2 protein-coding genes are annotated in these 3,464 nt (G+C 36.7%); both read left to right on the top strand.

The genetic code is table 11. The annotated features are described in order from the left end of the window. Window positions 1-1,192 (top strand): protein rep (locus WAE57_RS15705; protein ID WP_337711291.1); only part of this gene is annotated, 1,192 nt, incomplete at its 5' end. A 106-nt stretch (window positions 1,193-1,298) separates the two neighbouring features. Then, the gene (gene mobV / locus WAE57_RS15700) at window positions 1,299-2,930 is read left to right on the top strand and encodes a MobV family relaxase (RefSeq protein WP_337711290.1); all 1,632 of its coding nucleotides are present in this window, start codon (window positions 1,299-1,301) and stop codon (window positions 2,928-2,930) included. Window positions 2,931-3,464: the final 534 nt, after the last annotated feature.

The raw sequence follows: 3,464 nt of genomic DNA, 5'->3' as shown, positions 1-3,464 counted from the left end.
TACACAAGGCTTACAGCTGTCTGACGATACTGCAAAGATTAAGGCTTATCGCAAATTTAATATTAAATTAAAAGAGCGCTCCGGAGAGATCCTTTTTAATCCAAAAAATAAGAATCAAAACCGTGTTTGTGGGTGCGGTAAACGACGAATTGATAAAGAAATGCCTGTAGGCGTTCAGTTTGATGCGTCAAAAGGCATGGCACGTTATAGCAATTTGCAGTACTGCGGATCTGTTTGGGTTTGCCCAGACTGTAGTTATAAAATTAGTCAGGAACGAAAAAAAGAACTAGCGGAAGCCATGAAAGGTTGTCGTGATAAGGGTTTGCATGTAGCTATGCTGACTTTGACTGTACCTCATTACCTGGGCGATGAGCTGAGAATATTACTCAAAAAAATGAGCAAGGCTAAACATTCACTTTGGACGAATCGAAATAGCCGTGAATATTTGGCTGATCAATTTTCTATGGTTGGCCATATCACTGCGACCGAAGTGAAATACAGTGATAACAACGGTTTCCACCCGCATTTTCATATTTTGTGCTTTTTAGATAAGCAGTATGCCAAAGAAGATTTAGAAATTATTGAATCAGAGCTTTATGAGTTTTGGGCTGAAAAGTGTGTGAAGTCTGGACTTGGCAAGCCGAATCGCAGAAATGGTATTGATTTGAAAATGGGATCAAACAATGAAGACATGCTTGCAGACTATATTTCAAAGTGGGGCATGGCTGAGGAAATGACGCAGGCTCACTTGAAAGTGGGCAAGAACAATATGCAGTCTTTGACAATATGGGAAGTTCTTGAACTTGCTCAGATGGAAGCAAGTACCAAAGATAAATATTCATATATTTTCAAAACTTATGCCGATGCTTTTAAAGGCCGTCGCCAACTTTTTTGGTCAAAAGGCCTTAAAAAATTATTGAAAATTGAAGTCAAAGACGATGAAGAAATTGCTAATGCAGAAGATAAAAATGCAGAAGTTCATGATGCTATGTTCTTGAGTAGTCAGGACTGGTGGACAATTTGCTATCACAAAATTCGGGCAGAATTTCTTGAGCTTGTCGAATCCGATTTCAAAGAAAATGGGATTCAGACTGATCTAAAATCCGTGCGGGATTTTTTGATCGGCCTTAAAAATCCAAAGGATTTTTCGGGGGTCGAGGGGGCAGTAGCTCCCCCGCTCATGAACAATTAAGTCAACTTGTTGAACTTAATTGTGTAGTGAGTACACAATTTTGAAAAAGTTGTTAAAGTCAAAAGCAACAACTGCAATTCCTCGTGCTGCTGCTTTGGAGGCTCGCATGGCTTACGCAATTTTAAGAACAGCAAAATTAAAATCATTCGGTGAAATAGGTGGTTCTCTTTCACACAATTATCGAACTCGTCCTACTCCAAATGCGGATCCTGAACTAACAAAAAAAAATTGGCACTCAGTTAAAAATTCATCTGATGCAATGACTGCTATAAAAAATCGATTGCCTGATAATCTGAGAAAAAATGGAGTTTTGTGTATCGAGCACTTGATCACGGCTTCACCTGAATGGGGAGGCTGGGCAACTGATCAAGAAAAAGAGTTCTTTAAAAAGTCTGTTGATTGGCTGAAGAAAAAATATGGCTCTAAGAATGTCATAGCTACTTCAATTCACAGAGATGAAACAACACCCCATCTTGTTGCATATGTTGTTCCTCTTGATGATTCAGGCCGTTTAAATGCACGTAGATGGCTCGGTGGTCGAAAACTAATGTCTGAGATGCAGACTGCTTTTGCCGAACAGGTTAAGAGTTTAGGTTTAGAAAGGGGGGTGGAAGGGTCAAAGGTAGAGCATACAACAGTCAAGAACTATTATGCTGCGATTCAAAAGCCTGTGCCTGCGATAAAAACTAGCAAAATTTTAAAAATAGAAAGACTAAAAGAGCAGCCGAAGTATCATTTTTTAGATGCAAAAAGTTTTCACGGTGAACGTGTCATGAATGCTGTTTACGAAAATGTTGAGCAGCAAATTGATGTTTTTAATAGTGATGTAAAAATAACTTTTTCAGAAATGCAGCTCAATTATGAAAAAAAGCTATCTGCAGAAAAGCATAGAGCAGATAAGTTTGAAAAAGCGCATGAACTCGCTATCTATGAGAATCAAAAATTAAGAAAAGAATATGCATCAGTTGCAGAGTACAAGCGACTTTTTCCTAGAAATTTTGAAAAACTTGAAAATAATATGCGTGAAGAAATTTCAGATTATCAAAACAAAATAGAGCAAGAAAAATATCGACAAAATTATGTTGATGAAATGCGAAGAAAACAGGAAAAAGAAAATGCTCAACGCAAAGAGCAGGACTTTAAAAACAATATTTTTATTAAGCGTAAAAAGCATCTAGAAGCTCAATATAGCGATTTTCTTAGAAACATAAGCAAATGTACATCAGAACCCGAAAAGTTAGCTCTAACGCAAATCTATGATGAACGAAACGCTGTTTTGACATCTAATCCAGTGAGTGTGATGAATGAAATCTTCAAAACAGATAATTCAAATTATTATTCGAAGCTCTGTTTGAGTCTTTTTCAAGTTAAAACAGCAAATGACTTTAAGTATGCACTTGACGATTGTATTCAATTTTTTGAAAGTACAGCTCCACTTTACGCCCAAGGTCAAGGTGTTCTTGATTCAACTGTGACAAGAAAAGTTTGTGCCGCATCAATAAATCACTTAGATAATTTACTTGTTAAATTCGGAGATCCGTTTTCTGCCCAGGTAGAAATTTTACAAAAGCATTTGCAGGATTGTGAAAAAGTCTCAGAACAAAACAGTTTTAAATATTTACTTGATGAAAAAATATTGGAAGAACAACATAAAAATTACGTGGCTGAAAAACCAAATTTTGTAAAAAAAGAATCAGTTCAAGAAAAAAGGAAAGACGATTTTAACTTTGATCGCTAGTTGCAGAGCGAGTGGCTACGAGCGAATTATGAAAAATTGCCTCACAAAGTTTCTTTTCTCTGATTACAAGCTCCCTTTTTTATTTGTAGCGGTAGAAACCGAGCTATGCTCGCCGGTTTATTTGAATAAGTCTTTTTTTTTTGAAGTTTTAACCTTAGAAAATTTTAAAAATCCTTTTTTGGTATGTTTAGGCTTCGCCAATAGTTGCAAAGATTTTGAAACAGTTGTAACTTCAAAAACAGAATTTTTTAATAATCAGATTAGTGCAGGCACAAAAAAACCCCGAATTCTTTGGCGAGAGCATGGGGCTTTTAAGTACACACTGATCTTGTCAGCGAAGTGTCAGTATGCTTAATCATTATAGCAGTCTAAAACGCACTCGCAAGCCATCATTGGGGTTTGTGAGATGCAAAAAACATTAAATAGTCAAAAATCAATCTCTTTAAATAGAGGCGTTTTAGCGCATTCTGAAGTCACGCCTGCAAAAAAAAATCGCGCCCTTGGGACAAATACTAAATCATGTTCCAGCCGCTC

Origin of the sequence: Acinetobacter sp. NS-4 (assembly GCF_037402435.1) — a bacterium.
In the GTDB taxonomy this organism is placed as follows: domain Bacteria; phylum Pseudomonadota; class Gammaproteobacteria; order Pseudomonadales; family Moraxellaceae; genus Acinetobacter.
Note: the sequence above shows the minus strand (reverse complement) of the source record. Positions and strands in the feature narration are given on the sequence as shown.

Coding starts and splice junctions, on each gene's coding strand:
- mobV (WP_337711290.1), top strand. CDS start 1,299: ATGGCTTACGCAATTTTAAGAACAGCAAAATTAAAATCATTCGGTGAA.